The 26733-nt window shown below is 67.5% G+C and carries 20 protein-coding genes; 10 read left to right on the top strand and 10 right to left on the bottom strand.

What is annotated here, in order from left to right:
• The first annotated feature begins 78 nt into the window (after window positions 1-78).
• The gene (gene aspA / locus AT700_RS28265) at window positions 79-1503 is read left to right on the top strand and encodes an aspartate ammonia-lyase (protein WP_003096822.1); all 1425 of its coding nucleotides are present in this window, start codon (window positions 79-81) and stop codon (window positions 1501-1503) included.
• Window positions 1504-1866: 363 nt separating this feature from the next.
• Here the strand turns inward: aspA and AT700_RS28270 are convergent, their stop codons facing one another.
• Together AT700_RS28270 and AT700_RS28275 are read right to left on the bottom strand one after the other, a co-directional pair.
• Window positions 1867-3081 carry a YeeE/YedE family protein gene (locus tag AT700_RS28270; protein WP_048521744.1) on the bottom strand — a complete coding sequence of 405 codons (1215 nt, stop codon included), beginning with the start codon at window positions 3079-3081 and terminating at the stop codon, window positions 1867-1869.
• Between the two features lie 36 nt (window positions 3082-3117).
• Window positions 3118-4593 carry a PLP-dependent aminotransferase family protein gene (locus AT700_RS28275; protein ID WP_003136388.1) on the bottom strand — a complete coding sequence of 492 codons (1476 nt, stop codon included), beginning with the start codon at window positions 4591-4593 and terminating at the stop codon, window positions 3118-3120.
• Window positions 4594-4720: 127 nt separating this feature from the next.
• Between AT700_RS28275 and AT700_RS28280 the strand changes: the two genes are divergently transcribed.
• Window positions 4721-5170 carry a GNAT family N-acetyltransferase gene (locus tag AT700_RS28280; protein WP_003096834.1) on the top strand — a complete coding sequence of 150 codons (450 nt, stop codon included), beginning with the start codon at window positions 4721-4723 and terminating at the stop codon, window positions 5168-5170.
• Window positions 5171-5178: 8 nt separating this feature from the next.
• Complete coding sequence (locus tag AT700_RS28285) at window positions 5179-5853, top strand: GNAT family N-acetyltransferase (protein WP_003096837.1); 675 nt, start codon at window positions 5179-5181, stop codon at window positions 5851-5853.
• 24 nt (window positions 5854-5877) lie between these two features.
• Here the strand turns inward: AT700_RS28285 and mtr are convergent, their stop codons facing one another.
• From mtr to AT700_RS28300, 3 genes are all read right to left on the bottom strand, one after another.
• Window positions 5878-7131, bottom strand: a complete 1254-nt coding sequence (mtr, locus tag AT700_RS28290; RefSeq protein WP_003146817.1) for a tryptophan permease — start codon at window positions 7129-7131, stop codon at window positions 5878-5880.
• Window positions 7132-7311: 180 nt separating this feature from the next.
• Window positions 7312-9135: a sodium-extruding oxaloacetate decarboxylase subunit alpha gene (gene oadA, locus AT700_RS28295; RefSeq protein WP_003105555.1), complete on the bottom strand. Its 1824-nt coding sequence runs from the start codon at window positions 9133-9135 to the stop codon at window positions 7312-7314.
• Window positions 9136-9150: 15 nt separating this feature from the next.
• On the bottom strand, window positions 9151-10566 hold the full coding sequence (locus AT700_RS28300) for an acetyl-CoA carboxylase biotin carboxylase subunit (protein WP_003096848.1): 1416 nt from the start codon (window positions 10564-10566) through the stop codon (window positions 9151-9153).
• A gap of 213 nt (window positions 10567-10779) precedes the next feature.
• Here AT700_RS28300 and pycR point away from each other — a divergent pair, with 213 nt between their 5' ends.
• Window positions 10780-11715 carry a LysR family transcriptional regulator PycR gene (gene pycR / locus AT700_RS28305; protein WP_048521745.1) on the top strand — a complete coding sequence of 312 codons (936 nt, stop codon included), beginning with the start codon at window positions 10780-10782 and terminating at the stop codon, window positions 11713-11715.
• Here pycR and AT700_RS28310 read toward each other — a convergent pair.
• Complete coding sequence (locus tag AT700_RS28310) at window positions 11669-11884, bottom strand: PA3496 family putative envelope integrity protein (RefSeq protein WP_003105559.1); 216 nt, start codon at window positions 11882-11884, stop codon at window positions 11669-11671. The two genes, pycR and AT700_RS28310, sit on opposite strands and share 47 nt — an antisense overlap.
• Before the next feature lie 106 nt (window positions 11885-11990).
• Window positions 11991-12872 carry a transcriptional regulator HexR gene (gene hexR / locus AT700_RS28315; RefSeq protein WP_003096857.1) on the bottom strand — a complete coding sequence of 294 codons (882 nt, stop codon included), beginning with the start codon at window positions 12870-12872 and terminating at the stop codon, window positions 11991-11993.
• A gap of 85 nt (window positions 12873-12957) precedes the next feature.
• On the opposite strand from hexR, the gene zwf reads away from it, so the two are divergent.
• Together zwf and yegQ are read left to right on the top strand one after the other, a co-directional pair.
• On the top strand, window positions 12958-14424 hold the full coding sequence (zwf, locus tag AT700_RS28320) for a glucose-6-phosphate dehydrogenase (protein ID WP_003096859.1): 1467 nt from the start codon (window positions 12958-12960) through the stop codon (window positions 14422-14424).
• Between the two features lie 80 nt (window positions 14425-14504).
• Window positions 14505-15899, top strand: a complete 1395-nt coding sequence (gene yegQ, locus AT700_RS28325) for a tRNA 5-hydroxyuridine modification protein YegQ (protein ID WP_048521746.1) — start codon at window positions 14505-14507, stop codon at window positions 15897-15899.
• On the opposite strand, the gene AT700_RS28330 is transcribed toward yegQ, so the two are convergent.
• Genes AT700_RS28330 through AT700_RS28340 form a run of 3 tightly spaced genes read right to left on the bottom strand, consistent with a single transcriptional unit; the run spans window position 15893 to window position 21730 of the window.
• Complete coding sequence (locus AT700_RS28330) at window positions 15893-16618, bottom strand: DUF3142 domain-containing protein (protein WP_003096864.1); 726 nt, start codon at window positions 16616-16618, stop codon at window positions 15893-15895. The two genes, yegQ and AT700_RS28330, sit on opposite strands and share 7 nt — an antisense overlap.
• On the bottom strand, window positions 16615-18816 hold the full coding sequence (locus tag AT700_RS28335) for a hypothetical protein (protein WP_016562503.1): 2202 nt from the start codon (window positions 18814-18816) through the stop codon (window positions 16615-16617). Before AT700_RS28335 ends, AT700_RS28330 begins: the two co-directional genes overlap by 4 nt.
• Window positions 18817-18874: 58 nt before the next feature.
• Window positions 18875-21730, bottom strand: coding sequence for a putative bifunctional diguanylate cyclase/phosphodiesterase (locus AT700_RS28340; protein ID WP_015649860.1), 2856 nt, complete (start codon window positions 21728-21730; stop codon window positions 18875-18877).
• Between the two features lie 176 nt (window positions 21731-21906).
• Between AT700_RS28340 and uvrD the strand changes: the two genes are divergently transcribed.
• The 4 genes from uvrD (at window position 21907) to AT700_RS28360 (ending at window position 26731) form a co-directional block, all read left to right on the top strand.
• Window positions 21907-24093: a DNA helicase II gene (gene uvrD, locus AT700_RS28345; RefSeq protein ID WP_003117615.1), complete on the top strand. Its 2187-nt coding sequence runs from the start codon at window positions 21907-21909 to the stop codon at window positions 24091-24093.
• Between the two features lie 37 nt (window positions 24094-24130).
• Entirely contained in the window at window positions 24131-24559 is a 429-nt protein-coding gene (locus AT700_RS28350; protein ID WP_003096873.1) for an EamA family transporter, read from the top strand.
• Between the two features lie 97 nt (window positions 24560-24656).
• Window positions 24657-26150 (top strand): acetyl-CoA hydrolase/transferase family protein, encoded by a 1494-nt coding sequence (locus AT700_RS28355; RefSeq protein ID WP_003096875.1) that lies wholly within the window; start codon window positions 24657-24659, stop codon window positions 26148-26150.
• A gap of 377 nt (window positions 26151-26527) precedes the next feature.
• Complete coding sequence (locus AT700_RS28360; RefSeq protein ID WP_003096877.1) at window positions 26528-26731, top strand: DUF1127 domain-containing protein; 204 nt, start codon at window positions 26528-26530, stop codon at window positions 26729-26731.
• Window positions 26732-26733 lie beyond the last annotated feature (2 nt).

Genomic DNA, 26733 nt, shown 5'->3' on the forward strand with positions numbered 1-26733 from the left:
ATTGGCCACGAAATCGTCACATCCTTAGTCTAGTGGGCATCGCGGCACTGGCCGTGTCCCTCTGAGACAAATCCCGTCATGTCCCCCGTTGCATCTTCCCGTATCGAGAAAGACCTGCTCGGCACCCTCGAAGTGCCCGCTGACGCCTACTACGGCATCCAGACCCTGCGCGCCGTGAACAACTTCCGCCTCTCCGGGGTGCCGCTGTCGCACTACCCGAAGCTGGTCGTTGCCCTGGCCATGGTCAAGCAGGCCGCCGCCGACGCCAACCGTCAGCTCGGCCATCTCCCGGAAGACAAGCACGCCGCCATCAGCGAGGCCTGCGCCCGCCTGATCCGCGGCGATTTCCACGAGCAGTTCGTGGTGGACATGATCCAGGGCGGCGCCGGCACCTCCACCAACATGAACGCGAACGAAGTGATCGCGAACATCGCGCTGGAAGCCATGGGCCACACCAAGGGTGAGTACAAGTACCTGCACCCGAACAACGATGTGAACATGGCGCAGTCGACCAACGACGCCTACCCGACCGCCATCCGCCTGGGCCTGCTGCTCGGCCACGACACCCTGCTGGCCAGCCTCGACAGCCTGATCCAGGCCTTCGCCGCCAAGGGCGTCGAATTCGCCGGCGTACTGAAGATGGGCCGCACCCAGTTGCAGGACGCCGTGCCGATGACCCTCGGCCAGGAATTCCACGCTTTCGCCACCACCCTCGGCGAAGACCTCGACCGCCTGCGTCGCCTGGCGCCGGAGCTGCTCACCGAAGTGAACCTCGGTGGCACCGCCATCGGCACCGGCATCAACGCCGACCCCGGCTACCAGAAGCTCGCCGTCGAGCGCCTGGCCGCCATCAGCGGGCAGCCGCTGAAGCCGGCCGCCGACCTGATCGAAGCCACCTCCGACATGGGCGCCTTCGTGCTGTTCTCCGGCATGCTCAAGCGCACCGCGGTCAAGCTGTCGAAGATCTGCAACGACCTGCGCCTGCTCTCCAGCGGCCCGCGCACCGGCATCAACGAGATCAACCTGCCGCCGCGCCAGCCGGGCAGTTCGATCATGCCGGGCAAGGTCAACCCGGTGATCCCGGAAGCGGTCAACCAGGTCGCCTTCGAAGTGATCGGCAATGACCTCGCCCTGACCCTGGCGGCCGAAGGCGGCCAGTTGCAACTGAACGTGATGGAGCCGCTGATCGCCTACAAGATCTTCGACTCGATCCGCCTGCTGCAACGCGCCATGGACATGCTCCGCGAGCACTGCATCACCGGCATCACCGCCAACGTCGAGCGCTGCCACGAACTGGTCGAGCACAGCATCGGCCTGGTCACCGCGCTGAACCCGTACATCGGCTACGAGAACTCCACGCGGATCGCCAAGACCGCCCTGGAGAGCGGCCGCGGCGTCCTGGAACTGGTACGCGAGGAAAAGCTGCTGGACGAAGCCACCCTGGCCGACATCCTGCTGCCGGAAAACATGATCGCGCCGCGCCTGATTCCGCTGCGCGCCTGATCCGATACGAGATCGAGCGCGCCCAGGTCCGGCTGTCGACGCAGCCGGGCCGCAGCGCAGCCGATCGAAGAAGGCTCACCGGTAGAGGGGGAGTACTACCCCCTCGACCTTTAGGGATGGATACCCTTCATCCCTTCTTTTATACCCGGCGCCCCGGCCCAGCCGCGGCGCCACGCTCACCGGTCGAGAGGGATACCAACTTTCCCTCTCTACACTCTGAGGGACACGGCGACCTGCGGTGTCCCTTCTTTTTTTCACCGCTCAGGACGGCCCGCAGATCTTCCCCGTTGCCGAGGTGTTGTGTGGCTGCGCTCACCTGTGGATAACGTCCGCGTCATACGTCCTACGAAGGCATATCCCCTCTCAACACCCCGTCAACCCTTGCTCCCGCCGCTCCTCCGGGAAGAAATAAGGCCTCAATACCCGTACCCCGACGCTGTTGCCGGCAAACGCCGCCACCAACCACAACCAGCCATGCAGGCTGCCGGACGCGATCCCGCTGAAATACGCGCCGATGTTGCAGCCATAGGCCAGGCGCGCGCCGTAGCCGAGCAGCAGCCCGCCGATCACCGCCGCCGCCAGCGAACGGCGCGGGATGTCCAGGTTCGGCGCAAAGCGTCCGGCCAGGCCGGCGGCGAGCAGCGCGCCGAGGACGATGCCGATGTCCATCACGCTGGTGATGTCTTCCCACAGCGGCGCGGCCAGCGCCTTGGCGTTCGCCGGCGTCTGCCAGAAGGCCCAGGCGCCGACGTCCAGGCCCACGCCCTGGGCGATCTTCGCGCCCCACAGGGCGAAGGCCGACGTGATGCCCCAGGGGCGTCCGGCGAGGTACAGGGTGAGGAAGTTGAGCAGCGCCAGCGCCAACGCGCCCCAGACCAGCGGCCAGGGGCCGCGGAGGAAGCGCCGCCAACCCCACCATTCGGCGCTCGGCGGGGTTTCCAGGGCGCCGTGGCGGGCCTTCTCCATGCGTACCGTGACCCCGGCGATGCCGATGAACACCGCCAGGCTCAACACCAGCGCCGGTGCCAGGCCCAGTTCGGCGACCAGCGAGATCGGCGGCAGCGACGGCAGGGCGAACCACCAGCCGACATGCTGGGTGGCGATCAGCGAGCCGAGGATGAAGAACAGCAGGGTCACCAGCATCCGCGCGTTGCCGCCGCCGACGGTGAACAGGGTGCCGGAGGCGCAGCCGCCGCCCAGTTGCATGCCGATGCCGAAAATGAAGGCGCCGACGATCACCGAAGTGCCGACCGGCGAGACGAAACCGCTCACCGGCTGGCCGAACAGGCTGCCCGCCGCCAGCGCCGGGAAGAACAGCAGCACCGCCAGCGCCAGCATCACCATCTGCGCGCGCAGCCCGGCGCCACGCCGTTCGCGGATGAATACCCGCCAGGCGGAGGTGAAGCCGAAGGCGGCGTGGTAGAGGGTCAGGCCCAGGGCGCCGCCGACGATGAAGAGGATGGCCTGGCGCGCGCTGACCGCGTTGAACAGGAACAGCCCGCCGAGCACCAGCAGGGCGAAGGCGATCAGGGGGGCGGCGAGCTTGCGCTCGGGCGCGGCGGAAAGGGCGACACTCATGGCTACTCCTGGGCGCGAGGGTGATCCGGGGGCATTCTAGTCAGTCGCGACGACGGGTCCAACCAGGGCCTCCCGCCGCCAGGCCTTGCGCAACGCCCGCAGCGCCTCGTCGATACGCGCCTCGGGTACTGCCGCGAAGCCCAGCACCAGGCCCGCGCGGTCGTCTGGCGCAACGCTGGAGTCGTCCATCCAGTAGTCGCTCAAGGCGCTGACTTCCACCCCGGCGGCTGCCGCCGCGGCGATCAGGGCCCGCTCCCGCGCCAGGCTGTCGACCCGCACGCACAGGTGCAGCCCCGCCTCCACCGCCGGCAACGGCTGGCAACCCGGCGCCTCTGGCCAGCCCCGCAGCAAGGCGTCGCGGCGGGCGCGGGCGGCGCGGCGCATGCGGCGGACGTGGCGCTGGAAATGCCCCTCGGCGATGAAGTCGGCCATGACCCGCTGGGTGCCCACCTCCGAATGGCGTACCTCGATGGCCCGCCGCTGGCGGAAGCGCTCGACCAGCGCCGGCGGGACCACCAGGTAGCCCAGGCGCAACGCCGGGAAGGCGATCTTGCAGAAGGTCCCGACGTAGAGCACCCGGCCCTGTCGGTCCAGCGCGGCCAGCGGCGCCAGCGGCGTACCGCTGTAGCGATACTCGCCGTCGTAGTCGTCCTCGACGATCCAACCGTCGGCGCGCTCGGCCCACTCCAGCAGCTCCAGGCGCCGCGCCAGCGACAGGGTGACGCCGGTGGGGTACTGGTGTGACGGCGTGACATAGGCCAGGCGGCAGCCGGCAATGCCCGCGAGCCGGTCGCTGCGCAGCCCCTCGGCGTCGAGGTCGATCCCGTGCGGTACCGCGCCGGTCGCGGCGAAGGCCAGGCGCGCCGCGCGGTAGCCAGGGTTTTCCACAGCCACCGGATCGCCGTTCTCGAGCAACACCTGGGCGCACAGGCGGATGGCCTGCTGCGCGCCATGGGTGACGATCACCTGTTCCGCCTCGCAGCGCAGGCCGCGCGCGCTGCGCAGGTAGGCGGCGATCAGCTCGCGCAGGCGCGCCTCGCCGGCCGGGTCGCCGTAGCCCAGGCAGTCCGCCGGTGGGTTGCGCCAGAAGCGCGCCTGTAGCCGCGCCCAGGTGTCGAAGGGGAACAGGTCGAAGGCCGGCACGCCGACGCGGAACGCTCGCGGCGCGCCTTCCGGTGGCGGCGCCAGGGCCGCCGGGCCGCGCGGCGCGGGAGCGCTCGGGGCGACGGCGGGGGCCCTGCCTGGGATTTCCTGCAACTCGGCAACGTAGGTGCCGTCGCCTGTGCGCCCGTCGATATAGCCCTCGGCGTGCAACTGTTCATAGGCCCGCACCACGGTGTTGCGCGAGACCTTCAGGGCCTGGGCCAGTTCGCGGCTGGCGGGCATCCGCGTGCGGCTGCCGAGGCGGCCGTCGAGGATCCGTTCGCGCAGCGCGGCGTAGAGCTGGCGGGCCAGGCCCTGGGCGGGGTCGAGGTGGATGCCGGCGGCGTCGAAGGGCAGTACGGTGGCCATGGCGGTCTCGGAGGGAAGAAAGCGCCAGTGTGGATTGGACCTGTGGAATTGACCAGCAATGGATCTTCTAGCGGACCATTTCCCGGCCTAGTCTGGAGGCACCTTTACCCGGACATGGAACCGAGCCATGAGCACGTCCCTGCAGATTCGTCCCGTCGGCGCCGGCGACCACGCCGCCTGGCTGCCGCTGTGGGAGGGCTACCAGCGCTTCTACAAGACCGAGATCGCCGCCGCTACCAGCGACGCCACCTGGCAGCGCTTCCTCGACGCCGACGAACCGATGAACGCCGCCCTCGCCTGGCTCGACGAGCGCGCCGTAGGCCTGGTGCACTGGATCTACCACCGCTCCTGCTGGACCGTCGGCGACTACTGCTACCTGCAGGACCTGTTCGTCGCCGAGGGCCTGCGCGGCGAAGGCATAGGGCGCCGGCTGATCGAGCATGTCTACGCCGAGGCCGGCGCCGCTGGCTGTTCGCGGGTGCACTGGCTGACCCACGAGAGCAACAGCGACGCGATGAAGCTGTACGAGCGCATCGCCGACAAGTCCGGTTTCCTTCAGTACCGCAGGATTCTCTGAGGCCCACCATGCGCGAACCCTTGAACTGGCGCCCCGTCGCCACTCCACCCCACGCCCCGCTCGACGGCCGCTTCGTCAAGCTCGAACCGCTCGATCCGCAACGCCACGGCGACGACCTGTGGGACGCCCTGCAAGGGCCTGGCGCCGACCCGTTGCTGTGGGAATACCTGGCCTACGGCCCGTTCGCCGAGCGCCCGGCGTTCGACGCCTGGCTGGCCGGCCAGGCGGCCAGCCGCGACCCGCTGTTCTTCGCCGTGCGCGAGCGGCGCACGCAGCGCGCCGTCGGCCTGCTCAGCTACCTGCGGATCACGCCGAAGGATGGCGTCATCGAAATCGGCCATATCGCCTTCGGCGCGCCGATGCAGCGCACACCGGGGTCTACCGAGGCGGTCTACCTGCTCGCCGAACTCGCCCTCGGCCGCCTCGGCTACCGCCGCCTGGAGTGGAAGTGCAATGCCGGCAACGCCCGTTCGATGCGCGCCGCCGAGCGCCTGGGCTTCACCTACGAAGGCACCTTCCGCCAGCACATGGTGGTCAAGCAGCGCAACCGCGACACCGCCTGGTTCTCCCTGCTCGACAGCGAATGGCCGGCGCGACAGGCGGCGTTCGAGCGCTGGCTCGATCCTTCCAACTTCGACGCCGAAGGCCGCCAGCGGCAGACGCTGGAGGCGCTGCGCGACTAGCCCCTGGCAGGGACTGCCGGTCGCTCAACGGTACTCCGGCAGCCAGTGCAGGCTGGCCAGGATGTGCGCGACCGCGTTGGCCACGCCGAACAGCAGCACCAGCACGATCGCCGGCGTGCCGCCCCAGGCGCGGAACAGCGGGCTGCCGAAGCGCTTGCGCGAGGCCCGCGCCATCAGCGCCGGAACGATCACCGCCCAGAACGCCGCGGCCAGCCCGGCGAAACCGATGGCGTAGATGAAGCCGTTGGGGAACAGCAGCCCGCCGATGGTCGGTGGGACGAAGGTCAGCAACGCGGTCTTGAAGCGCCCGAAGTGGCTGTCGTCGAACTTGCACAGGTCGGCCAGGTAGTCGAACAGGCCGAGGGTCACGCCGAGGAAGGAGCTGGCCACCGCCAGGTTGGAGAAGGTGGTGAGCAACGCGTTCAGCGAATCCGACGCGGTGATCCGGTGCAGGTATTCCACCAGGGTGCCGACGTTGCTGCCGCCGGCGATGATGCCCTTGAACTGCTCGCGCGGGATGGTGCCCAGGGTGCTGGCCTGCCACAGCAGGTAGATGGCCAGGGCGATCAGGGTGCCGATCCACAGCGAACGGCTGATCCGCTGCGGGTCCTTGCCGTAGTACTTCATCAGGCTCGGCACGTTGCCGTGGTAACCGAAGGAAGTCAGGCAGAACGGCAGGGTCGCCAGCAGGTAGGGCCAGTAGACCGCGTCCGGCTCGCCGCTGTTGAACAGGATCGCCGGCTGGATGCGCCCGAGCAGGCCGCTGATGGAGAGGCCGAACGTAATGATCATGCCGCCGAGCATCAGCGTGGTGATGCGGTCCACCGCGCGGGTGCTCCACCACACCACCAGCGCCACCGCCAGGGCGAACAGCAGCCCGGCGAGCTTTTCCGGCAGGGTCACGCCGAGGCCGCTGGACAGGGTGTAGCCGATGATCGAGCCGCCGCCGGAGATATAGGCATAGGTGAGGATATAGAGGACGAAGGCGATGCTCAGCCCGTTGACCACATTCCAGCCCTGGCCGAGCAGGTCACGGGTGATGGTCGAGAAGCTCGAGCCCACCGGGTAGTTGAGGTTGGCCTCGAGGATCATCATCCCCGACAGCAGCATGCAGAACCAGGTGAGCAGGAACACCGCCACCGACCAGCCGAACCAGATGCCGGACATGGCGATGGGCAGGGAGAACATTCCGGCGCCGACGGCGGTGCCGGCGATGATCATCGAACCGCCGAGCAGCGAGGGCCGGCGGCTGGGCGTTTGAGCTGGAGAGGACGACACCTGGACTTCCCGATAGTCAGCGCCTGCGGCGCGACGCGCCGTTGGGCAGAGGCGGCATTCTAGGCGGCGCGCGCGCCGGGCGCACCCTGGCAGGGCGAACAGCCGGCCGACGCGGCAACCGATGCCGATAAAAAAAGGGGAGCATCATGCTCCCCCAGGGACTTTAACCGTCTGTCGCGGTCAGCCCGCAATCTCGATCAGGATCTCGCCCGGGTTGACCCGGTCGCCCTTGGCCACGTGGATCGCCTTGACCGTACCGGCGATGCCGGCCTGGACCTCGGTTTCCATCTTCATCGCCTCGGTGATCAACACCGCCTGGCCGGCCTTGACGCTATCGCCTTCCTTCACCAGCACGTCGACGATGTTGCCCGGCATGGTGGTGCTGACGTGGCCCGGCTCGCTGGCATGCTTGCGGCCGCTGGCGGAGCCGGCGACATATTCGTTGAGCGGCTCGAACACCACTTCTTCCGGCATGCCGTCGATGGACAGGTAGAAGTGCCGCTTGTTGTCGCTCTTCACGCCGACCCCGGTGATGTCGACGCGGTAGGTCTCGCCGTGCACGTCGATGACGAACTCGGTCGGGGTGCCTTCCGCGCCGGCGGCGGCGACGCCCTTGCCGGTGGGAATCGGCAGCAGTTCCTCGGGCTTCAGGGTGCCGGCCTCACGCTCTTCGAGGAACTTGCGCCCGATGTCCGGGAACATCGCGTAGGTGAGTACGTCTTCCTCGGACTTGGCCAGGTTGCCGATCTCGCTGCGCAGCTTGTTCAGCTCCGGCTTGATCAGGTCGGCCGGGCGCACGTCGATGACTTCCTCGCTGCCGATGGCCTGGCGCCGCAGTTGCTCGTTGACCTCGCCGGGGGCCTTGCCATAACGGCCCTGCAGGTACAGCTTCACTTCGTTGGTGATGGTCTTGTAGCGCTCGCCGGCGAGCACGTTGAAGAACGCCTGGGTGCCGACGATCTGCGAAGTCGGCGTCACCAGCGGCGGGAAACCGAGGTCGGCGCGGACCCGCGGGATTTCCTCGAGCACCTCGCCCATACGGTTCAGCGCGCCCTGCTCCTTGAGCTGGTTGGCCAGGTTGGAAATCATCCCGCCCGGCACCTGGTTGACCTGCACGCGGGTATCCACGCCGGTGAATTCGCTCTCGAACTGGTGGTACTTCTTGCGCACCGCGTGGAAGTACATGCCGATCTCCTGGATCAGCTCCAGGTCCAGGCCGGTGTCGTAGGGGGTACCGCGCAGCGCCGCGACCATCGACTCGGTGCCCGGGTGGCTGGTGCCCCAGGCCATGCTGGAGATCGCCGTGTCGATACGGTCGGCGCCGTTTTCCACGGCCTTGAGCTGGCACATGCTGGCGACACCGGCGGTGTCATGGGAATGCACCACCACGTCCAGCGGCAGGGCGTCCTTCAGGGCCTTGACCAGGTCGCCGGTGGCATAGGGGGTGAGCAGGCCGGCCATGTCCTTGATGGCGATGGAGTCGACGCCCATGTCGGCCATCGCCTTGCCCTGGGCGACGAAGGCCTCGATGGTGTGCACCGGGCTGGTGGTGTAGCAGATCGTGCCCTGGGCGTGCTTGCCGGCGGCCTTCACCGCCTCGATGGAGACGCGCAGGTTACGCACGTCGTTCATCGCGTCGAAGATGCGGAACACGTCGATGCCGTTGACCGCCGCCTTGGCCACGAAGGCGCGCACCACATCGTCGCTGTAGTGGCGGTAGCCGAGCAGGTTCTGCCCGCGCAGGAGCATCTGCAGGCGGGTGTTGGGCAGCGCCGCCTTGAGCTTGCGCAGGCGTTCCCACGGGTCTTCCTTGAGGAAGCGCACGCAGGCGTCGAAGGTGGCGCCGCCCCAGACTTCCAGCGACCAGTAGCCGACGCGGTCGAGCTTGTCGCAGATCGGCAGCATGTCCTCGGTGCGCATGCGGGTCGCCAGCAGCGACTGGTGGGCATCGCGCAGGATGGTATCGGTGACGCCGGTCTTCTTCGCTTGGATGGTGTTGCTCATGTTCTGCTCCTTCCCTTACAGGCCGGCGTGGGCCGCGATGGCGGTGGCGATGGCGATGGCCAGGTGCGACGGGTTGCGCTTGATCGAGTACTGGGTCAGTTCCGGGTGGCTTTCGACGAAGCTGGTGTTGAACTGGCCGCTGCGGAATTCCGGGTTGCGGAGGATTTCCTGGTAGTACGGCGCGGTGGTCTTGACCCCTTGCACGCGCATGTCGTCGAGGGCGCGCAGGCCGCGATCGAGGGCCTCTTCCCAGGTCAGCGCCCAGACGATCAGCTTCAGGCACATCGAGTCGTAGTACGGCGGGATGGTGTAGCCGGTGTAGATCGCCGTGTCGGTACGCACGCCGGGGCCGCCGGGGGCGTAGTAGCGGGTGATCTTGCCGAACGAGGGCAGGAAGTTGTTCTTCGGGTCCTCGGCGTTGATGCGGAACTGCAGGGCGTAGCCGCGATGGACGATGTCGTCCTGCTTGACCGACAGCTCCAGCCCGGAAGCGATGCGGATCTGCTCGCGGACCACGTCGATGCCGGTGATTTCCTCGGTGATGGTGTGCTCCACCTGGACCCGGGTGTTCATCTCCATGAAGTACACCTCGCCGTCGGCGAGCAGGAACTCCACGGTGCCGGCGTTCTCGTAGCCCACCGCCTTGGCCGCGCGCACCGCCAGGTCGCCAATATAGGCGCGCTGCTCGGGGGTGAGCTGCGGGCTCGGGGCGATCTCGATGAGCTTCTGGTTGCGGCGCTGGATCGAGCAGTCGCGCTCGAACAGGTGCACGGTGTTGCCGAAGGAATCGGCGAGGATCTGCGCCTCGATGTGCTTGGGATTGACGATGCACTTCTCGAGGAATACCTCGGCGCTGCCGAAGGCCTTGGTCGCCTCGGAGATCACCCGCGGGAACGCCTGTTCCAGCTCCTCGCGGCTGTTGCAGCGACGGATGCCGCGACCGCCGCCGCCGGAGGTGGCCTTGAGCATCACCGGGTAGCCGATCCGCTCGGCTTCGCGCAGGGCCTCGGCGAGATCGGCGACGTTGCCTTCGGTGCCGGGGGTGCAGGGCACGCCGGCGGCGATCATGCTGCGGCGGGCTTCGGTCTTGTCGCCCATGCGGCGGATCACTTGCGCCGACGGGCCGATGAACTTGATACCGCGCTCGGCGCAGATTTCCGCCAGCTCGGCATTTTCCGAGAGGAAGCCATAGCCGGGGTGCAGGGCGTCGCAGCCACTTTCCACCGCCAGGTTCACCAGGGCGCGCGGGTTGAGGTAGCCGGCCAGCGGGTCCGCGCCGATGCTGTGGGCTTCGTCGGCGCGCTTGACGTGCAGCGCGTGGCGATCGGCCTCGGAGTAGACGGCCACCGAGCGGATGCCCATCTCGGCGCAGGCGCGCACGATGCGGACGGCAATCTCGCCGCGGTTGGCGATCAGGATCTTCTTGATCACGGAGGTCTCCCTCTTCGGGGTTGGGAACCTGGTACGGTCGATCCGGATATTCCGGTCGCTGCATGACCGGCAGGCAGCTCCCGGTCGCGCTTTTACCCTACCCCCGTGAGGGTGATTAACAAAAATCAATAATTATTGGGATAGCCATTAGAAAAGCTTTATAGTCGCCCGACCGATCTCGGTCAGAGTGTGACTGGAATGCGTAAGTCGTTGATGCGTATGACATTACGGCAGCTTCAGGTTTTTCGTGCCGTATGCGAGAGCCGCTCCTACAGCCGGGCGGCGGAGGAAATGGCCCTGACCCAGCCGGCGGTCAGCCTGCAGATCCGCCAACTGGAAGAGCTGGTCGGCCAGCCGCTGTTCGAGTACGTCGGCAAGAAGCTCTACCTGACCGATGCCGCCGAAGCCCTGCTGAAGACCAGCACCGACCTGTTCCAGCGCCTGGAAAGCCTGGACATGCAGCTCTCGGACCTGAAGGGCTCGCTGCAGGGCCAGTTGCGCCTGGCGGTGGAGTCCAGCGCCAAGTACATCACCCCGCACCTGTTCAAGACGTTCCAGAACCTGCATCCGGAAGTCAGCCTGAGCCTGACGGTGGTCAACCGCACCCAGGTGATCAAGCGCCTGGCCGACAACCGCGACGACCTGGTGATCATGTCCCTGGTACCGCAGGACATGGCCCTGGAGTTCCTGCCCTTCCTGAACAACCCGATCATCGCCGTGGCGCCGCCGGACCATCCGCTGTGCAACGCCGCGAAGCTGGCCCTGAAGGACCTGGAGCCCTTCCCGCTACTGGTCCGCGAACCGGGCTCCGGCACCCGCAAGGCTTGCGAGGAGTTCTTCCAGCAACGCCGCGCGCACTTCTCGCAGATCCAGGAGATCGCCTCGCTGGAGTCCCTGCGCGAAGGGGTGATCGCCGGCCTCGGCCTGGCCCTGCTGCCGCGCCATGCGGCGCACCAGGAACTGGCCAACGGCCTGCTGCGCGAACTACCGGTGGAGGAATTGCCGCTCTATCGCAGCTGGTGCCTGGTGCACGCCAAGGGCAAGCGCCTGAGCCCGGTGGCCCAGGCGTTCGTCGCCTTCGTCCGCGAGGAGCGGGCGCTGATCAGCCAGCTCGCTGGGCGCTTCGCCGGCCCTGGCGGTTCGAGCTGAGGTAGGCGGCGGCTACCAGCTCGGGGTAGTCGGCCAGTTCCTGGCGCAGGCGCAGTTCTTCGCAGTGGTCCTCGATCGCCCGGCGGAATTGCATGCGCCGCTGGTCTTCGAGCTTGCGGCGGGTTTTCGAATCCACGTGCTGGGCATTGGCATCGCTATGACGGGGCATCTCGCGTCTCCCATGGCCGACTGGCTGGAGTCGCGAGCATCGCGCAGCAATGTGACGGTTTGGCGGCAGGCCGGTGAAGACTGCGTTATGCCTTCCCGGCGGCGCCTCAGGACGGCTCGCCGCGCTCTTCCTGGTTCTTCATCACCTTCGGCGACAGGCGCAGGCTGCGCAGGCTGCGCTTGACGCTCTTGAGGTGGTTGACCAGGTCCGGGCCGCGGGCCATGGCCACGCCCATCGCCAGCACGTCGATCACCACCAGGTGGGCGATGCGCGAGGTCAGCGGGGTGTAGATGTCGGTGTCCTCGTGCACGTCGATCGCCAGGTTGACCGTGGCCAGGTCGGCCAGCGGGGTCTGGCTCGGGCACAGGGTGATCAGCGTGGCGCCGGCCTCGCGCACCAGGTTGGCGGTGATCAGCAGGTCCTTCGAGCGACCCGACTGGGAAATGCAGATGGCCACGTCGCTGGGCTTGAGGGTCACCGCCGACATCGCCTGCATGTGCGGGTCGGAGTAGGCCGCCGCCGACAGCAGCAGGCGGAAGAACTTGTGCTGGGCATCCGAGGCCACCGCGCCGGAAGCGCCGAAGCCGTAGAACTCCACGCGCTGGGCGTGGGCGATGGCGGCGATGGCGCGCTCCAGGGCGTGGGTGTCCAGGTGCTCGCGGACTTCCATCAGGCTGTGCAGCGTGGTGTCGAAGATCTTCAGGCTGAAGTCGGCCACCGAGTCGCTCTCATGGATCGAGAACTGGCCGAAGCTGGCGCCGGCCGCCAGGCTCTGCGCCAGCTTCAGCTTGAGGTCCTGGAAGCCGCTGCAGCCGATGGCGCGGCAGAAACGCACGATGGTCGGCTCGCTGACCCCGACCCCATGGGCCAGTTCGGCCATGGAGCTGTGCATGACCGACGCCGGATCGTTGAGAACGTGATCGGCGACCTTGAGTTCCGACTTGCGGAGCTGTTGGCGGGACTGGGCTATGTGCTGCAGCAGGTTCACAGGCTGGGCTCGATTCTCTGTAGTAACCTTGTAGTTATACTACAAACAGTCAGCCACGCCCAGCCAACGCCGTCGGGAGCTTGCCTTGAGTACACCAGCCACTCCAACGTCCTGCGACATCCTGGTCTTCGGCGGTACCGGCGACCTGGCCCTGCACAAGCTGCTGCCGGCGCTCTATCGCCTGCACCGGGAGGACCGCCTGCCGGCCGATACACGGATCTTCGCCCTCGCCCGCAGCGCGCTGGACAACGCCGCCTTCCTCGCCCTCGCCGAGCGCAACGTCCGCGCGGTGGTGGCGCGCAGCGAGTTCGCCGCCGAACAATGGAAAGGCTTCGCCGCGCGCCTCGACTACCTGGCCATGGACGCCTCGCAGAGCGCAGACTTCGGTCGTCTCGCGCGGCACCTGAAGAGCAGCGAGGGCCGGGTGCTGGTGCACTACCTGGCAACCTCGCCGAGCCTGTTCGCGCCGATCGCGCAGAACCTCTCCATCGCCGGCCTCGCCGGGCCGCAAGCGCGCATCGTGCTGGAAAAACCGCTGGGCCATTCGCTGGACTCGGCGAGGGCGATCAACCAGTCCATCGGCCGGGTGTTCGACGAGTCGCGGGTGTTCCGCATCGACCACTACCTGGGCAAGGAAACCGTGCAGAACCTGATGGCCCTGCGCTTCGCCAATGCGTTGTTCGAGCCGGTCTGGCGCGCGGCGCACATCGACCATGTGCAGATCAGCGTCAACGAGACCCTTGGCGTGGAGAACCGCGGCGGCTACTACGACCACGCCGGGGCGATGCGCGACATGGTGCAGAACCATCTGCTCCAGTTGCTCTGCCTGGTGGCGATGGAGGCGCCGGTGCGTTTCGACGCCGAGGCTGTGCGCAACGAGAAGCTCAAGGTGCTGCAGGCGCTGAAGCCGATCTCCGGGCTCGACGTGCAGGACAAGACGGTACGCGGCCAGTACGCCGCCGGCAGGATCGGCGGCCAGGAGGTGCCGGCGTACTACTTCGAGAAGAACGTCGACAACGACAGCGATACCGAGACCTTCGTCGCGCTCCAGGCCGAGGTCGAGAACTGGCGCTGGGCCGGGGTGCCGTTCTACCTGCGCACCGGCAAGCGCATGGCGCGCAAGTGCTCGGAAATCGTCATCCAGTTCAAGCCGGTGCCGCACAGCCTGATCGACGGCGGCGGCGGGCCGGCCAACCGCCTGTGGATAAGGTTGCAGCCGGAGGAGCGGATCAGCGTGCAACTGATGGCCAAGACCCCGGGCAAGGGCATGCAACTGGAACCGGTGGAGCTGGACCTCAACCTGGCCGAGGCCCTCAGCCGCAACAAGCGGCGCTGGGACGCCTACGAGCGCCTGCTGCTGGACGTGATCGAGGGCGACTCGACGCTGTTCATGCGCCGCGACGAGGTAGAGGCCGCCTGGGGCTGGGTCGACCCGATCCTCGCCGGCTGGCGCGAGCACTACCAGAGCCCGCGGCCCTACCCGGCCGGCAGCAACGGCCCGGAACAGGCGCAACTGCTGCTGGAACTGCAGGGTCGACGCTGGCTGGAATGACGCGGACATTGATCCGGCTCAGGATCGCCCGGCGCGCGCTCGGCTAGAGTCGCGCGCCCACGTCGTTGCGAGCCCGAACCATGACAGCCACCACCCTCCGCCCCGAACTGCTGTGCCCCGCCGGCACCCTGAAAAGCATGCGCTATGCCTTCGCCTACGGCGCCGATGCCGTCTACGCCGGGCAGCCGCGCTACAGTCTGCGGGTGCGCAACAACGATTTCGACCACGCCCAACTGGCCGAAGGCATCGCCGAGGCCCACGCACTTGGCAAGCGCTTCTACGTGGTGGTCAACATCGCCCCGCACAACGCCAAGCTGAAAACCTTCCTGCGCGACCTGGAGCCGGTGATCGCCATGGGTCCGGATGCACTGATCATGTCCGATCCCGGCCTGATCATGCTGGTTCGCCAGCATTTCCCGCAGATGCCCATCCACCTGTCGGTGCAGGCCAACGCGGTGAACTGGGCCGCGGTGCAATTCTGGCGGCAGCAGGGCCTGACCCGGGTGATCCTTTCCCGCGAGCTGTCGCTGGAGGAGATCGAGGAAATCCGCCAGCAGGTGCCGGACATGGAGCTGGAAGTGTTCGTCCACGGCGCCTTGTGCATGGCCTATTCCGGGCGCTGCCTGCTGTCCGGCTACATCAACCGCCGCGACCCCAACCAGGGCACCTGCACCAATGCCTGCCGCTGGGAATACAAGGCGGTGGAGGGCCGCGAGGACGAGCTGGGCAACGTGGTGGCGCGGGAGCCGACCCTGGGACGCGGCGCGCCGACCGAGCAGGTGTTCCTCCTCGAGGAAGGCAACCGTCCCGGCGAACCGATGGCCGCCTTCGAGGACGAACACGGCACCTACATCATGAATTCCAAGGACCTCCGCGCCGTGCAGCACGTCGAGCGGCTGGCGCGGATCGGCGTGCACTCGCTGAAGATCGAGGGCCGCACCAAATCCCACTACTACGTGGCGCGCACCGCCCAGGTCTACCGCCAGGCGATCGACGACGCGGCGGCCGGCAAGCCGTTCGACCGCGGTCTGATGGACACCCTGGAGTCCCTCGCCCACCGCGGCTACACCGAGGGCTTCCTGCGCCGCCACGTGCACGACGAGTACCAGAACTACCAGCACGGCCATTCGTTGTCCGAGCGCCAGCAGTTCGTCGGCGAACTCACCGGCGAACGCCGCGACGGACTGGCCGAGGTGGAGGTGAAGAACCGCTTCCAGCGCGGCGACAGCGTCGAACTGATGACTCCGCGAGGCAACCTGAGCCTGCGCGTGGAGGACCTGCGCAACGCCGCCGGCGAGGCCATCGAGGTGGCGCCGGGCAATGGCCACGTGGTCTACCTGGCGCTGCCGGAAGGCCTGGACCTGTGCTACGCGCTACTGATGCGCGATCTCCAGCCCGGCCAGGATACCCGCCAGCCGCAGGCCGAACGCAGCGGCGGGTGTGCCGGCAAGGGCGCTTGCGGCTGCGCTCACTGAGGGTTGAGCAGGAACACCACGTAGCCCCTGAACCAGGGGCTCTTTTCCAGGTAGTCGGGGGCTTGCCAGTCGCCGCCCTGGACCAGGCCGATCCGGTACGGCAGCTGCAGGCGGCTGACCCGCGGGAGGTAGGCGGCGTGGTTGGGAATGCTGTGACGCCCCTGGTAGGTCTGCACCACCACTTCATCGACCACGCCCTTGAGCCGGTTGATCGCCGCCGGCTCGGCGTTGCTGCCCCAGTCGAGCAACCCGGTGATGCTCAAGCGGTATTCGCGGGGCAGGCGCCGGCGCAGGTCGCGGAGGAAATCGACGTACTCGTCGAGGTAGCGGGTACGCGCATCGAAGTCGATCTGGATGCCGACCACCGGGTTGCCGGCACGCTTCCAGCGCTGCACCTGGTTCAGCACGGCCTGGTAGATCTGCGGCGTCCAGCGCAGGGTATGGGCGCGGTACACCACCCAGACCTCGCCCCGCGCCAGGCGTGGCACCGAGATGCCCTGGGCGATCAGCCGCACGCCCTCGCCGGGGCGCCGGCGCGACTGGCTGATCTGTCCCTGCAGGATGTACAGCGTCTCGGCCCGCGCCAGCACCGGCTGCGGCGCGACGCCGCTCCACAGCCAGAAGGCGCCGTAGTCCTCGGCGCGCACCGCGGCCTCGACGGACGGCAACAGCGGCAGGCCCAGCAACAGGCCCGCCAGCCAGGCTCGCCAGCGCCTCACCAGTAGTACTTCAGTTCCTTGGCCCAGGAGCTGTCGGCGTAGGTCGACTTCAGCGTACGGAACCATTGCTTGCGCTCGGCCTGCGGGATGTCCTGCTGGCCGCAGGTGTTGTAGCCGGCCGGGGCGAAGCAGTTGATCGCGCGGAACAGCGCGTAGGCCTTGTCTTCGCGCGGAGCCTTGGGGTTGTCCATGACCAGGCGATAGCCATCCAGCCGGGAGTACACCTCGCCCTTGAAGCCGCTCGGGGTGCCGCCCAGCTCGTTGGCCTCGGGCTGGCTGTCCAGCGGCATGCCGTCGAGACCGTTGCGCAGGATGAATTCACCCAGGCAGTTCAGGCCCTTCGGGTCCTTGTCATCGGCGGCCAGCGCCGCGGCCGACTCGGCGATGGCCGGGCAAACGTAGCCGGACTCGGCCTTGTCGCCCTTCCAGCGGAACAGCTCCAGGCTGTTGCCGGCGCCGTAGACATAGCCGAGGCTGGTGCCCAGCTTGGTCTGCGAGGGGGTTTCGCCGAGCAGCGCGAAGTCCTTGCCGAAGTCGGCGAAGCGGCTGCGGCGCAGGTCCTTGTAAAGGAGAGTGAACAGCGCGGTATCGCGCTCTTCCGCCGTCGCGCCCTGCTTGGCCTGGCGGCGCAACAGCGCGGCGTCGGCGACGTTGCGCAGGAGGATGCTGCGCAGCAGCGGCTCCTGGACCGGCGAACCTTCGGCGAAGACCTTTTCCAACTGGCCGCTGCGCTCGTAGTTGAGCGCCAGGGCCAGCTGCAACTGGCCCTTCTGGTACGGCTGCGCGGCCTGCGGCAACAGTTCCAGCCAGAGCGCCTCGGCGGCTTTCCAGTCCTTCTGCTGCTCCAGCGCCAGCCCGCGCAGGGTCTGCTGGCTGAAGCCGACGTAGTCGAGGCTGCCGACCTTTTGCGGCAGCGCTTCGAGGGTCTTCGCCGGATCCTGGTCGACATAGAAGCGATAGGCCGCCTGCAGGTAGGCGAACAGTTCGGGATGCGCGGCGAAGCTGGCCTGTTGGGCCTGCAGCGTTTCCCAGGTGAAGCTGCGCGGGGTCGACGGATCGTGGGCGCGCATCTGCACCAGGTCGGCTACCGCCAGCAGCAGCGGAGTCTGGATGTCGCCGAGCTGGATACCGGTCAGGAGCTTGTTGTCGACCTCCTGGACCAGGTCTTCCAGGGCCATGTTGCGCTGCCCTTGCTCGGCTTCGGCGAATTGCGCGGCATAGTCCTGGGCCAGCAGCTTCTGGTCGCCGGCCAGCCAATGCACGCGCCGTTGCAAGCCCTTGGCCGAGGCGGCGTAGAGCCCCTTCGGATACGCCTGCAGGTAGGCCTCGAGGGCGCTGCGGGTCTGTTCCAGGCGAGCCTTGTCGACATTCTGCAGCTCGGGGAAGCCCATGTCGTCGAAGGCGTTCTGCTGGGCGGCGTTGAGCAGGGTGCGCGCCTGCAGGTACAGGGCGGTTTCCTTCAGCCAGGGCTGCGACACGTCCTGCAACGCCTTGAAGCCCTGTTCGGCTTCGTCGAAGCGACCGCTGTAGAAGTTGGCCGCAGCCTCCAGGTACGTGGCGAAGGCCTTGCCTGCGGCCGACTCGACGCCTTGCGCGAGCACACCGCCCAGTTCCTCTTGTTCCCAGCCGCAGGCACCGAGCAGGTCCAGGCGGCTGTTGGCCAGGGCCTTGGTCTCCGCCTCGCCCAGCCCGGCGTCACGCACCTGGCGAAGAAACGCCAGCGCGCTGTCCTGGTCGTTGCTGCGGCAGCGGCTGCCCTCGCCCTCGAAGAATTCGGCGCCGGCGATCTTTTCCGGTAGCGCTTCGGCGCCCATCTGCCGGGCCAGTTCGGCGAGCGGCGAGGGCGCTGGCGCAGGCGGCGGTGTCTCGGCCTCGCTCGCCGCCGACGGCGCGGGCGGCTGGCTGCCGTCGCCGGGCAGCAGGCGGAACAGGCCGAACGGCACCAGGCCGTAGCCTTCGAGCTTCTCTTCCTCCGACGGCGGCGCCTCCACCAGCCGCCAGTGGCCGGCGTCGGCCAGCAGCAGGCGCAGGTTGGCGCGGGTGTCGTTGCCCGGGGCGAGGAACGGCAGGGTATCGCAGACACCGCCGCCGACCAGCGACCAATCGGGATAGCAGGAGTCGTCGCTGCTGGCCTGGGCCAGCGGGGAGAGACCGGCGCCCACCAGCAGGAGGGCGGGAAGAAGCGGCTTCGAGCGCATGAATCGTCCTTAATTCGTGGGAGTCGAAAGTGCTACAGCATACTCCGCCGGATCGCGTTCAACGAGCCTGGCGCAAACCTTCCTCCAGGGCATGGGCCGGCAACGGCCGGCCGATCAGGTAGCCCTGCAGCTCGTCGCAACGCTGGGCCACCAGGAAGTCCCGCTGTTCGATGGTTTCCACGCCTTCGGCGACCACCTTCAGGTCGAGGCTGTGGGCCATGGCGATGATCGCCCGGATGATCGCCGCATCCTCGCTGTTCTGGGTCAGGTCGCGGACGAACGACTGGTCGATCTTCAGGTAGTCCAGCGGCAGGCGCTTCAGGTAGCTGAGCGAGGAATAGCCGGTGCCGAAGTCGTCGACCGATAGCTTCACCCCCATCTCACGCAACTGGCGGAAGGTCGCCAGGACACTATCGAGGGCGTCCAGCCACTGGCTTTCGGTCAACTCCAGCTCCAGTTGCGCCGCCGGCAGGCCGCTGTCGGCCAGCGCCGAGCGCACTACGTCGAGCAGGTCGCCCTGGCGCAACTGGTGGACCGAGAGGTTCACCGAGACCCGCAGGTTCAGGCCCCGCTGGCTCCACTCGGCGGCCTGCAGGCAGGCCCGGCGCAGGACGAATTCACCGATCTCGCCGATCAACCCGCACTCCTCGGCGAGGCCGATGAAGGTCGACGGCGGGATCATGCCCTCCTCCGGATGGTGCCAGCGCACCAGCGCCTCGACCGAGTCCGGGCGGGCGCTGGCCAGGCACAGCTTGGGCTGGTAATGCACGTCCAGCTGGCCCTCCTCGACCGCCTTGCGCAACCGGGTTTCCAGGCGCAGGCGTTCGAGGGTGCTGTCCTGCAGGTTGTCGCGGAAGAACTGGAAGGTATTGCCGCCGAGTTGCTTGGCATGTTGCATCGCCAGGTTCGCCTGGCTCATCAGCACGGAGATTTCCCGTGCCTGCTCGGAAAACAGGCTGATCCCCAGCGAGGCGCCGAGGATCAACTCGTGGCCGAGCACGCTCACCGGCTGGCGCAACTGGACCAGCAGGCGTTCGGCCAGGCGCGACAGGGCCGCGGTGCCGGTGCCGCCATCGAGGAGAATGGCGAACTCGTCGCCGGCCAGACGCGCCAGGGTGTTGGCTTCCGGCGCGGTGCGCCGCAGGCGCTGGGCCATCTCCCTGAGCAACTGGTCGGCGACCTCGTGGCCGAGGCTGTCGTTGAGCAGCTTGAAGCGGTCCAGGTCGATCAGCAGCAGGGCCAGCCCGCCCTCCTCCTGGCGCGCCCGCTGGGCCGCCTCGTGCAGCCGCTCGCGGAACAACCGGCGGTTGGCCAGGCCGGTCAGTTCGTCGTAGTGCAGCAGGTGACGCAGGCGCTCCTCGACGTCGCGGCGGGCACTGAGATCGGTGAAGAAACCGACGATGTGGGTCGCCTCGCCATTGCCGTCGCGCAGCAGGTTGAGCTGCAGCCATTGGGGATAGGGATCGCCATTCTTCCGCGTATCCACCAGTTCGCCCTGCCACTGCCCGTGCTGGCGCAGCTCGGCGCGGATCTGCCGGTAGTGGCGCTGGGCCTCGGGGGTATTCACCAGCAGGCTGGCGTTGCGCCCGACCACGTCCTCGCGGCGATAGCCGGTGATGCGACTGAAGGCCTGGTTGACCGCCAGCAGGTTGTAGGCCGGATCGAGGATCACGATGCTCTCGCTGGCCGCCTCGAACACTGTCGCGGCCAGTTGCTGCTGCTCTTCCAGGCGCTTGCGCGCGCTGATGTCGCTGCGCGTGCCGAGCATCCGCGTCACCCGTCCCCGCGGGTCGCGAGCCATGGCCCGGCCACGATCCTCCAGCCAGCGCCAGCCGCCCTCCCGGTCGCGCACGCGGTACTCCACCCGGTACAGCTCGCTGCGCCCCTTGAGATGTTCGGCGAGGGCGCGACGGATGCGCGGCAGGTCGCCGGGGTGGATGCTTTCGATCAGCCTGCGATAGTCCTCGGGACCGCCCCCGGCGTCGCTGAAGACCGCCTCGAGATAGGAATGCTGGACCCGGCCGCTCTCCAGGTCCCAGTCCCACAACCCCAGTTCGCTGGCCTCCAGGGCCATGGCCAGGCGCGCCTCGCTCTGGCTGAGCGCCTGGCTGGTCGCGCCAAGCTCCTCGGTGCGCGCCTCCACCCGGCGCTGCAAGGCGTCGCGGGCGGCGCGCAGCTCGCGTTCGACCAGGCGCCGCTGGCCGACCTCCTGGGCGAGCTTGCGATTGAGCGCTTCGGCCTCCGCATTGACGCGTTCCAGGTGCAGGTTCAGCGCCTGGGTCTGGAAGCGTCGCAGCAGCGCGCCCTGCACCAGCCGGTGGATCTGCCCGGCGACCACCAGCAGCGCCACCAGCAGGATCAGGCCGAGCACGCCCCAGCCCTGCAACAGGCTATGCGGCTGCAACAGCAGGAAAACGATGGATGGCAGCAGGCCCGGCAAGGCGAAGGTGAGGAAGGCCGGCAGGCTCACCGCATAGGCGACGCTGGCGGAGAGGATCGCCGCCGCCACCAGGCCGAACACCAGCACCTGCTGGAGGAAGGCATCGGCCGGGACCAGCATGATCACCGCGAACGCCAGGGTCAGGCCCGAGGCGCCGGCGCCGCACAGGAAGGTCCGCCGCCAGTGGCGGCTGGCCTGGCGACGGCTGTCGGCCTGCTGGAAGGCGGCGACCTGCAGCAGGCGCAGGACGGCGAGCAACACCAGCCAGACCAGCCAGCCGCCGAGCAGCCAGCTGCTGACCTTGCCCCACACCAGGCAGGCGCTGGTCACGCCGCCGAGCAGCATGAGCAGGGTCGGCGTGCGCGAGCCGAGATAAAGGAGCCGGGTACGCTCGATGGCGATTTCGCGGGCGTAGAGCCGCAGTACATCGGTGCTGCCGCCCGGCAGCGCCAAGGGCTCGACATGGACGGTCATAGGCGCTTGTTCTTGTAGTGGTTTGCCTTGAAGTGGCCGGAGCATAACCGAGCAGGGGCAGGCTGCCCAAGGCCGGGATAGAGCATTTTTCCGCAGCCAGGCCCGACGCTGCGCCGGCCTGCGCCGAATGGCGGCCCGGTTTGCCCGGCTTTTCCCCGCCCCGGTAGAATGCCGCGATGAACGACGACCTCTCCCTCCTGCTGAACTCCCTCAACGACCCGCAGCGCCAGGCCGTGGCCGCGCCGCTGGGCCGCCAACTGGTCCTCGCCGGCGCCGGCTCGGGCAAGACCCGCGTGCTGGTGCACCGGATCGCCTGGCTGATCCAGGTCGAGCACGCCTCGCCCTACAGCATCCTGTCGGTGACCTTCACCAACAAGGCGGCGGCGGAGATGCGCCACCGCATCGAGCAGTTGCTCGGGATCAATCCGGCGGGCATGTGGGTCGGCACCTTCCACGGCCTCGCCCATCGCCTGCTGCGCGCGCACTGGCGCGAGGCCGGGCTGAGCGAGAACTTCCAGATCCTCGACAGCGACGACCAGCAACGCCTGGTCAAGCGGGTGATCCGCGAACTCGGCCTCGACGAGCAGCGCTGGCCGGCGCGCCAGGCCCAGTGGTTCATCAACGGGCAGAAGGACGAGGGCCTGCGGCCGCAACACATCCAGCCCGGCGGCGACCTGTTCCTCGCCACCATGCTGAAGATCTACGAAGCCTACGAGGCGGCCTGCGCCCGCGCCGGGGTGATCGACTTCTCCGAGCTGCTGCTGCGCGCCCTGGACCTCTGGCGCGACCATCCCGGCGTGCTCGAGCACTACCAGCGGCGCTTCCGCCATATCCTGGTGGACGAGTTCCAGGACACCAACGCCGTGCAGTACGCCTGGCTACGGATTCTCGCCAAGGGCGGCGACAGCCTGATGGTGGTCGGCGACGACGACCAGTCGATCTACGGCTGGCGTGGCGCACGGATCGAGAACATCCAGCAGTTCAGCGACGACTTCGCCGACGCCGAGGTGATCCGCCTGGAGCAGAACTACCGTTCCACCGCGTCGATCCTCAAGGCCGCCAACGCCCTGATCGCCAACAATCAGGGACGCCTGGGCAAGGAGTTGTGGACCGACGGCGAGGACGGCGAGTCGCTGAGCCTGTACGCCGCGTTCAACGAGCACGACGAGGCGCGCTACGTGGTCGAGTCGATCGAGAGCGCGCTCAAGGGCGGCCTGGCGCGCAGCGAGATCGCCATCCTCTACCGCTCCAACGCCCAGTCGCGGGTGCTGGAGGAAGCCCTGCTGCGGGAGAAGATTCCCTACCGCATCTACGGCGGCCAGCGCTTCTTCGAGCGTGCCGAGATCAAGAACGCCATGGCCTACCTGCGCCTGCTCGACGGCCGCGGCAACGACGCGGCGCTGGAACGGGTGGTCAACGTGCCGGCACGCGGCATCGGCGAGAAGACCGTGGAGAGCATCCGCGAATTCGCCCGCGGCAACGATGTGTCGATGTGGGAGGCGATCCGCCTGATGATCGCCAACAAGGTCCTGCCCGGCCGCGCCGCCAGCGCCCTGACCGGCTTCGTCGAGCTGATCGAGAATCTTTCGGCGAAGGTCATGGACATGCCGCTGCACCTGATGACCCAGACGGTGATCGAGCAGTCCGGACTGATCAGCTACCACAAGGAAGAAAAAGGCGAGAAAGGCCAGGCCCGGGTGGAGAACCTCGAGGAACTGGTCAGCGCCGCCCGCGCCTTCGAGAACAGCGAGGAAGAGGAAGACCTCACCCCGCTGCAGGCCTTCCTCAGCCACGCCTCCCTGGAGGCCGGGGAAACCCAGGCCGACGCCCACGAGGACAGTGTCCAGCTGATGACCCTGCACAGCGCCAAGGGCCTGGAGTTCCCGCTGGTGTTCCTGGTCGGCATGGAGGAAGGGCTGTTCCCGCACAAGATGAGCCTGGAGGAATCCGGCCGCCTGGAAGAGGAACGCCGCCTGGCCTACGTCGGCGTCACCCGCGCCATGCAGCGACTGGTCCTGACCTACGCGGAGACCCGCCGGCTCTACGGTAGCGAGACCTACAACAAGGTTTCGCGCTTCATCCGCGAGATCCCGCCGGCGCTGATCCAGGAAGTGCGCCTGTCCAATACCGTCAGCCGCCCCTACGGCGGCACTTCGCGCAACGCCGGCGGCAGCCTGTTCAGCGGCGCCGGGGTGCCGGAGACGCCCTTCTCCCTCGGCCAGCGGGTTCGCCACGCGCTGTTCGGCGAAGGGACTATCCTCAACTTCGAAGGCGCCGGCGCCCAGGCCCGGGTGCAGGTGAACTTCGAGAGCGAAGGCAGCAAGTGGCTGATGCTCGGCTACGCCAAGCTGGAAGCCCTGTAGCGGCGCAGCCCGTGGAGAAGGCCCGGAGGAGGACGACATGCTGGCATCCTGGGCCTTCTGGGCACTGCTTTCGGCGCTGTTCGCCGCTCTGACCGCGATCTTCGCCAAGATCGGCCTCGACCGGGTCGATTCGGACTTCGCCACCTTCATCCGCACCCTGGTGATCCTCGTCACCCTCGGCGGCATCCTCGCGGTCCTGGGCAAGTTCCAGGCCCCGGGCAGCATCCCGCCGCGCAGCTGGCTGTTCCTGGTGCTCTCCGGGCTGGCCACCGGTGCCTCCTGGATCTGCTATTTCCGCGCCCTCAAGCTCGGCCCGGCGTCGCTGGTGGCGCCGCTGGACAAGTTCAGCGTGGTGCTGGTGGCACTGCTCGGCGTGGCCTTCCTCGGCGAACGCCTGGACCTGCGCCAATGGCTCGGCGTAGCCCTGGTGACAGCGGGCGTGGTGGTCCTGGCAATCCGCCCATAAGCCCGCTGAATGGCGCTTCGACCTTGGTATAAAGGCGAAAAATCGCGGAAACCCTAGACTGGCGGCCTCTAATAATTCGTCGTCTGAGGTTCGTTCCATGTACCGTGATCGCGTGCGCCTGCCCTCCCTGCTCGACAAGGTGATGAGTGCGGCCGAAGCCGCCGACCTGATCCAGGACGGCATGACCGTCGGCATGAGCGGTTTCACCCGCGCCGGCGAGGCCAAGGCCGTACCCCAGGCGCTGGCCATGCGCGCCAAGGAACGTCCGCTGCGTATCAGCCTGATGACCGGCGCCAGCCTCGGCAACGACCTCGACAAGCAGCTCACCGAGGCCGGCGTGCTCGCCCGGCGCATGCCGTTCCAGGTCGACAGCACCCTGCGCAAGGCGATCAACGCCGGCGAAGTGATGTTCATCGACCAGCACCTCTCGGAAACCGTCGAGCAGTTGCGCAACCACCAGCTGAAGCTGCCGGACATCGCCGTCATCGAAGCCGCCGCGATCACCGAGCAGGGTCACATCGTGCCGACCACCTCGGTGGGCAACTCGGCGAGCTTCGCGATCTTCGCCAAGCAGGTCATCGTCGAGATCAACCTGGCCCACAGCACCAACCTGGAAGGCCTGCACGACATCTATATCCCGACCTACCGGCCGACCCGCACGCCGATCCCGCTGACCCGCGTCGACGACCGCATCGGCAGCACGGCGATCCCGATCCCGCCGGAGAAGATCGTCGCCATCGTCATCAACGACCAGCCGGACTCGCCATCCACCGTGCTGCCGCCGGACGGCGAGACCCAGGCCATCGCCAACCACCTGATCGATTTCTTCAAGCGCGAGGTCGACGCCGGGCGCATGAGCAACAGCCTCGGCCCGCTGCAGGCCGGTATCGGCAGCATCGCCAACGCGGTGATGTGCGGCCTGATCGAGTCGCCGTTCGAGAACCTGACCATGTACTCCGAAGTGCTGCAGGACTCGACCTTCGACCTGATCGACGCCGGCAAGCTGCGCTTCGCCTCGGGCAGCTCGATCACCCTGTCGCCGCGGCGCAACGCCGACGTGTTCGGTAACCTGGAGCGCTACAAGGACAAGCTGGTGCTGCGCCCGCAGGAAATCTCCAACCACCCCGAGGTGGTCCGTCGCCTGGGCATCATCGGCATCAATACGGCGCTGGAGTTCGACATCTACGGCAACGTCAACTCGACCCACGTCGGCGGCACCAAGATGATGAACGGCATCGGCGGCTCCGGCGACTTCGCCCGCAACGCGCACCTGGCGATCTTCGTCACCAAGTCGATCGCCAAGGGCGGCAACATTTCCAGCGTGGTGCCGATGGTCAGCCACGTCGACCACACCGAGCACGACGTCGACATCCTCGTCACCGAGCAGGGCCTCGCCGACCTGCGCGGCCTGGCGCCTCGCGAACGGGCCCGGGTGATCATCGAGAACTGTGTCCACCCGTCCTACCAGGCACCGCTGCTGGACTACTTCGAGGCGGCTTGCGCGAAAGGCGGCCACACGCCGCATCTGTTGCGCGAGGCGCTGGCCTGGCACCTGAACCTGGAAGAACGTGGACACATGCTGGCCGGCTGAGGCTGAACCGTTTCATCCGCAACTATTTCCAGCGCCCGGACGATTAATTCTTCCGGGCGTCTGGACAGGGCAGAAAAAACCACGTAAAAACATATTTCGGCGGCCTTTTCTCTTGCCGCCATCGCAACACGCCCACCCGGCCCTTTCGCTTTTCCTGCTGTAACACTTCGTTGTTTCTTTCGGTAACGCACCATGACGGTGCAGAGCGGTACAGTTACGCACCGAAACAACCCATACAGTTCGGAAACACACCCCGGTGATCCAACGCAATTCTCCGCAACTGTTCCTATTCTTGTTGACCTGTTAGTCAGATCATATTGCTCAGTTAATCACTAGCAACCTGACTACCCACCACAAGTGGGAAGGATCGACACATCATGGAACGTACCCTCGGTTCCAACACTTTCGACATCGCTCGCTCCAACCGCCGCAGCAGCAGCCTGCTGGGCACCATGAAACTGTGGCAGCGCCGCATCCAGAGCCGTCGCCAGCTGGCCCGCCTGGACTCCCGCCTGCTCGCCGACGCCGGCATCAGCGAAGCCCAGCGCTACGCCGAGCTGAACAAGCCGTTCTGGCGCTAAGC

Origin of the sequence: Pseudomonas aeruginosa (assembly GCF_001457615.1) — a bacterium.
Classification (GTDB): domain Bacteria; phylum Pseudomonadota; class Gammaproteobacteria; order Pseudomonadales; family Pseudomonadaceae; genus Pseudomonas; species Pseudomonas aeruginosa.

What these genes read in the sequence shown, in the direction of transcription:
- aspA (WP_003096822.1), top strand. Translation starts at nt 79, where the DNA reads ATGTCCCCCGTTGCATCTTCCCGTATCGAGAAAGACCTGCTCGGCACC.
- AT700_RS28270 (WP_048521744.1), bottom strand. Translation starts at nt 3,081, where the DNA reads ATGAGTGTCGCCCTTTCCGCCGCGCCCGAGCGCAAGCTCGCCGCCCCC.
- AT700_RS28275 (WP_003136388.1), bottom strand. Translation starts at nt 4,593, where the DNA reads ATGGCCACCGTACTGCCCTTCGACGCCGCCGGCATCCACCTCGACCCC.
- AT700_RS28280 (WP_003096834.1), top strand. Translation starts at nt 4,721, where the DNA reads ATGAGCACGTCCCTGCAGATTCGTCCCGTCGGCGCCGGCGACCACGCC.
- AT700_RS28285 (WP_003096837.1), top strand. Translation starts at nt 5,179, where the DNA reads ATGCGCGAACCCTTGAACTGGCGCCCCGTCGCCACTCCACCCCACGCC.
- oadA (WP_003105555.1), bottom strand. Translation starts at nt 9,135, where the DNA reads ATGAGCAACACCATCCAAGCGAAGAAGACCGGCGTCACCGATACCATC.
- pycR (WP_048521745.1), top strand. Translation starts at nt 10,780, where the DNA reads ATGCGTATGACATTACGGCAGCTTCAGGTTTTTCGTGCCGTATGCGAG.
- AT700_RS28310 (WP_003105559.1), bottom strand. Translation starts at nt 11,884, where the DNA reads ATGCCCCGTCATAGCGATGCCAATGCCCAGCACGTGGATTCGAAAACC.
- yegQ (WP_048521746.1), top strand. Translation starts at nt 14,505, where the DNA reads ATGACAGCCACCACCCTCCGCCCCGAACTGCTGTGCCCCGCCGGCACC.
- AT700_RS28335 (WP_016562503.1), bottom strand. Translation starts at nt 18,816, where the DNA reads ATGCGCTCGAAGCCGCTTCTTCCCGCCCTCCTGCTGGTGGGCGCCGGT.
- AT700_RS28340 (WP_015649860.1), bottom strand. Translation starts at nt 21,730, where the DNA reads ATGACCGTCCATGTCGAGCCCTTGGCGCTGCCGGGCGGCAGCACCGAT.
- uvrD (WP_003117615.1), top strand. Translation starts at nt 21,907, where the DNA reads ATGAACGACGACCTCTCCCTCCTGCTGAACTCCCTCAACGACCCGCAG.
- AT700_RS28350 (WP_003096873.1), top strand. Translation starts at nt 24,131, where the DNA reads ATGCTGGCATCCTGGGCCTTCTGGGCACTGCTTTCGGCGCTGTTCGCC.
- AT700_RS28355 (WP_003096875.1), top strand. Translation starts at nt 24,657, where the DNA reads ATGTACCGTGATCGCGTGCGCCTGCCCTCCCTGCTCGACAAGGTGATG.
- AT700_RS28360 (WP_003096877.1), top strand. Translation starts at nt 26,528, where the DNA reads ATGGAACGTACCCTCGGTTCCAACACTTTCGACATCGCTCGCTCCAAC.